Genomic DNA, 4,210 nt, shown 5'->3' on the forward strand with positions numbered 1-4,210 from the left:
CTGTCGTTGACATCTATAGGATGCCACCGTGGCGCATAGACGCCTCGGCGGGGGCGAGTCCATCTGATTACCAGACGGCATCAAATACGAACATTGCCCCGCGGTCCGGCAATGGCCCAAATGATCAGCCCCAATACCGGCAGCAACAGGATCAGCAGTATCCAGAGAATTTTCGCCCCGGTGCTGGCACTGCTTTTCAGTACATTGATGATGGCCCAGATATCCAGAGCAAGAATGATCAAGCCGATCAGGCTATTGAAAGTGGAGCCCATGATGGTGTTCCCGATTGAGTAATGACGGAATAGAGAATAGTCAGCTCCATTGAACCAACCGCATATTTTCATGCTCGGAAACTGAGTCCGCTATCCTTTGAATCATGTTTCCAGACAGGTCGTCCTCCATGCAAACACCCCTTCAACCCCGCACACTCTGGGCGACATGGTCGGCTCAACTGCAGACCAGCCCGCTGGTGAGCCTGGGATTTCTCCTGGCGCTGATCATCGTGCTTGGCCTGGGGGCCGCCAGTCTCTATAACGCCTTCTTCGGGACCAATCAGAGCAATCTGACCTACGCCCTGATCGGCGGCTCGGCAGGTTTCGGGGCCACGGCGCTGGGTGCGGTCATGGCTGTCGCCTTCCGCAACATCAGCCAGCGAACCCAGGACATCATGCTCGGTTTTGCTGCCGGAATGATGCTGGCTGCCAGCTCCTTTTCGCTGATTTTGCCGGGGCTGGCCGCAGCCCGGGAGATTACAGGTAATGGCCCGCTCGCGGCTGCCACCGTGGTTTCCGGCCTGGGACTTGGGGTGCTGTTGATGCTCGGCCTGGATCGCTTCACACCCCATGAACACGAAAGCGTTGGCCGGCAAGGGCCTGACTCCGACCGTATCAACAGGGTCTGGCTATTCGTGCTGGCAATTACCCTGCACAACCTGCCGGAAGGCATGGCCATTGGCGTCAGCTTTGCCGGCGGCGACATGAATGTGGGCATGCCACTGACCACCGCCATTGCCATCCAGGATATTCCCGAAGGTCTGGCCATTGCCCTGGCGTTACGGGCAACCGGCCTTTCGGCATTCAAGGCCATGCTGGTGGCAATCGGTTCAGGCCTGATGGAGCCTCTGGGCTCGCTGGTCGGCCTGGGAATTTCCAGCGGTTTTGCGATCGCCTACCCGCTGAGCCTTGGTCTGGCAGCAGGTGCGATGATTTTCGTGGTGTCCCACGAAGTTATCCCGGAAACCCACCGCAATGGTCACCAGACCTCAGCCACACTGGGCCTGATGCTGGGCTTCGGAGTCATGATGTTTCTGGATACAGCCCTGGGTTAGGCGTTGGCTTTGAGCGCCTGCAATGACGATGCAGCATGGATGCCGGCAGTAGCCGCCAGTTCCAGCACTCGCGCCTCATCACAGCCGTAGACCAGCACTGCCTGAAGTTCGTCGTCCAGCGGCTGGCTGAAATCCACAAGCACGTAGCCACCCATTTCCTTGTTCATGCTGCCGAGCTGGATCTGGATACGGTTGAGGGCGGTCAAGGCCTCCACCTTGGCCAGTTGCTTTGGCTTGATGTTGAAAGATACATCCTTGCCGAACGACTGCACGATCTGCTCGAACAGATCCATGTAAGTGTCTGCCTGGAACAGCACGGTTTCCGGCAGGCTGCCGACCACTACCCACTCGCCCAGAGGAATGGGGAATGTATCGTCGTAGTTGATATCCGGATTGGCTGCCAGAAAGGCTTCGGGGTCCGCGTAAGCCTGAGCGGCTTCGGCGGCGATGCCTGCGATCTCGTCTTCCCCCATGCAGCCCGAACTGATTTTGCTGATTAATTCAATGAGGGAGTCTTTCATGGGGGAGATCCTGATAGAGGCAAAAACGAGGCGCGCAGGATAACGGGAAACGCTGCACACCTCTATCGATTCAGGATCAGCGCGCTAAACCATCAGTTTGCTCAACTGAGCGGCTGTTTCCGTTGCGCCCATCGCCTGGGCAGCCGCCAGGGCGTTGACGCCCTTGGCGTCGCGGGCATTGGGGTTGGCTCCCTGGCCGATCAGGTAATCGACGATTTCGCTACGGTTGAACATCGCGGCCATCATCAGAGCCGTCCGACCGTCCGCCGAAGCACCCTCCACATCCGCACCCGACTCGACCAGAAGTCTGACGACCGCAAGATCACCCTTGAACGCAGCACCGGCAATAGGGCTCTGGCCATTGTCATTACGGATCTGCGGGTCGGCCTTGTGTTCAAGCAGCACACGCACCGCGTCCTGCTGGCCGTAGTAACTGGCGAGCATCAGCAGCGTATCGCCCTTGTGATTGCGCAGATTGACAGGCAGCCCCTTCTCCAGCAGCCGACTCAACATCAGTGCATCACCTTGCCGGGCGACTTCGAAAACCTGCTCGGCGAACTCGGCGGCTTCATCATCCGTCATGGTTTTCGGGGCATGGGTGACTGGATCGGTCATAGGTTTCTCCCTCAATGCCACTAATGGCGCTCGATACAATGAGCCCAAGTCTTGTCAGATGAGGGCCACAGGTCAAGCTATGCGTCTCATAGGAAAATATTCCTGCCTGCATCCACTGTGGCCACAACCAGCAAAATGCAGGATGCACGATGGCTATTCATGCAAATTGCACGAAAGATGAAAACCATCATATTTTCAACTCATTGATTTTAAAGGATTTTAATAAAAGGCAAACGCTGGCATGGACACTGCAACACTACTCACAGGTTTGTTATCCCGTGAGCAATGGAGCCGCTAGACATGTCTTTTATCCAAGAAAAATTCGCATCCGTATTCTCCAGCTACACCGTGACCACTCAGCCTCGTCCTGACGGTGGTGTGCTCCTGTCCTTGCGCGATAACGAAGGCAAACAGATCCGCCGTTCCATCTCTTACGCACAACTGCACACGCCTGTTCAGCTTGAGTGGGTCATCAGCGCGATTCGCCGTGACCTGGCAGCCCAGGCCAGTGATTTGCCTGCCATCACGATGCTGCAAAGCCAGCAGCGTTTTGACCTGCCGACTTATCACACCCGCTGATCACACGCTTCATCCTGCATCCAGCCGCCGACTGCAATCGGCGGCAACCTCCTCCCTTGTTATCCGCGACAACATTCTTGTTCTCGCGGTTTTTTTTGCTCATTTGATCAGGCCTCGACAAAGAGCTTCCCCCACGGCCTGAGCCCGATTGGCGACCCCGAGCTTGCTGTAGATCATCTTGAAGTGATATTTGATCGTGGCCTCGGACACCTCGCGGATCAAGGCAATTTCCCAGGCCGTCTTGCCATCACGTGCCCACTGCAGGATTTCCAGCTCTTTCACAGTCAGGCCATGGGAACGGAATCTGGTTCCCCTGCCGACCGTATGAAGCACAGGGACCAGACTGCTCAGCAGGTATCGGTCCTCGGTGGTCGTAGCACGCTGCATCGCGCTCAAGGTACATACCGAAGTTACGCCACTGACACCCCGACAATGGCTGGAGTACCCGTAGGACAAGGCCGGCAGCAATTGGCAGGCTTCAACCGCGGCGTTGTAGCAATCAGGCGCCTGATACTGCTTGAACGCCTCGCGCCAATCGACAAAGCCCTGTGTATTGCGATAACAACGGATAACCGGATCTTCCGTCAGCATGCGATGGTTTCGATAGATATCTCCCCAGACATCCTCGACATTGGAAGTGATGAACGTCAGCAATAACGGGCCCTTGAACTGATAGAACATTGCCCGCTCACACCGGCACTCCTGCCTGAGCCACTGAAGTGCATTTTCGATAGCCACCTGACCATCGTCCTCGGCAATACTGCTGACCATCTGCTGTATCAATAAACCCATCGTTGTATTTACTGTCCTGGCACTGCACATCGCTGCCGCTCCTGTTGCGCCCCCTCGGTATGCACAGTTGCTGTTTTTGATCAATCAGGGGGAATGGCCGCCAGAAATTACACGAATAATTGCGTTTAAAATCGAGGGCTAAAACAAACAGGATTTATGCACAAACAGACAGGCACGGGCCTACCTGAAAGCAAGACGCGGATGACAGATCAGCAAAGAATGATGGCCGTAGGAGCGAATTCATTCGCGAGAAGACGGTACATCCAAAGAAAATGCATCGTCTGGAATGCCGTCTTCGCGAATAAATTGGCTATGTCTGCGTTAAGTGTTGAACAGGTTCATGCCCAAGTGCCTCCTTCAATAAAATCAATGGGTT

At 55.7% G+C, this 4,210-nt stretch carries 6 protein-coding genes; 2 read left to right on the top strand and 4 right to left on the bottom strand.

Features of this window, described 5'->3' with window-relative positions; genetic code table 11:
- Window positions 1-80: 80 nt before the first annotated feature.
- Complete coding sequence (locus K5D32_RS25570) at window positions 81-272, bottom strand: PLDc N-terminal domain-containing protein (RefSeq protein ID WP_025259373.1); 192 nt, start codon at window positions 270-272, stop codon at window positions 81-83.
- A gap of 128 nt (window positions 273-400) precedes the next feature.
- Here K5D32_RS25570 and K5D32_RS25575 point away from each other — a divergent pair, with 128 nt between their 5' ends.
- Entirely contained in the window at window positions 401-1,327 is a 927-nt protein-coding gene (locus K5D32_RS25575; RefSeq protein WP_221576538.1) for a ZIP family metal transporter, read from the top strand.
- Here K5D32_RS25575 and K5D32_RS25580 read toward each other — a convergent pair.
- Both K5D32_RS25580 and K5D32_RS25585 read right to left on the bottom strand, forming a co-directional pair.
- Complete coding sequence (locus K5D32_RS25580; RefSeq protein ID WP_221576537.1) at window positions 1,324-1,848, bottom strand: hypothetical protein; 525 nt, start codon at window positions 1,846-1,848, stop codon at window positions 1,324-1,326. The genes K5D32_RS25575 and K5D32_RS25580 overlap by 4 nt on opposite strands.
- Before the next feature lie 84 nt (window positions 1,849-1,932).
- Window positions 1,933-2,463, bottom strand: a complete 531-nt coding sequence (locus tag K5D32_RS25585; protein WP_221602300.1) for an ankyrin repeat domain-containing protein — start codon at window positions 2,461-2,463, stop codon at window positions 1,933-1,935.
- Window positions 2,464-2,763: 300 nt separating this feature from the next.
- Here K5D32_RS25585 and K5D32_RS25590 point away from each other — a divergent pair, with 300 nt between their 5' ends.
- Complete coding sequence (locus K5D32_RS25590; RefSeq protein ID WP_025259369.1) at window positions 2,764-3,042, top strand: DUF3509 domain-containing protein; 279 nt, start codon at window positions 2,764-2,766, stop codon at window positions 3,040-3,042.
- A 99-nt stretch (window positions 3,043-3,141) separates the two neighbouring features.
- Here the strand turns inward: K5D32_RS25590 and K5D32_RS25595 are convergent, their stop codons facing one another.
- A complete protein-coding gene (locus tag K5D32_RS25595; protein ID WP_025259368.1) occupies window positions 3,142-3,864 on the bottom strand; it encodes a LuxR family transcriptional regulator in 723 nt (240 codons plus the stop codon).
- Between the last annotated feature and the right edge of the window lie 346 nt (window positions 3,865-4,210).

The sequence above is a fragment of the Pseudomonas cichorii genome (assembly GCF_019719005.1).
Lineage (GTDB): Bacteria > Pseudomonadota > Gammaproteobacteria > Pseudomonadales > Pseudomonadaceae > Aquipseudomonas > Aquipseudomonas cichorii_E.

What these genes read in the sequence shown, in the direction of transcription:
- K5D32_RS25570 (WP_025259373.1), bottom strand. Translation starts at nt 272, where the DNA reads ATGGGCTCCACTTTCAATAGCCTGATCGGCTTGATCATTCTTGCTCTG.
- K5D32_RS25575 (WP_221576538.1), top strand. Translation starts at nt 401, where the DNA reads ATGCAAACACCCCTTCAACCCCGCACACTCTGGGCGACATGGTCGGCT.
- K5D32_RS25580 (WP_221576537.1), bottom strand. Translation starts at nt 1,848, where the DNA reads ATGAAAGACTCCCTCATTGAATTAATCAGCAAAATCAGTTCGGGCTGC.
- K5D32_RS25585 (WP_221602300.1), bottom strand. Translation starts at nt 2,463, where the DNA reads ATGACCGATCCAGTCACCCATGCCCCGAAAACCATGACGGATGATGAA.
- K5D32_RS25590 (WP_025259369.1), top strand. Translation starts at nt 2,764, where the DNA reads ATGTCTTTTATCCAAGAAAAATTCGCATCCGTATTCTCCAGCTACACC.
- K5D32_RS25595 (WP_025259368.1), bottom strand. Translation starts at nt 3,864, where the DNA reads ATGTGCAGTGCCAGGACAGTAAATACAACGATGGGTTTATTGATACAG.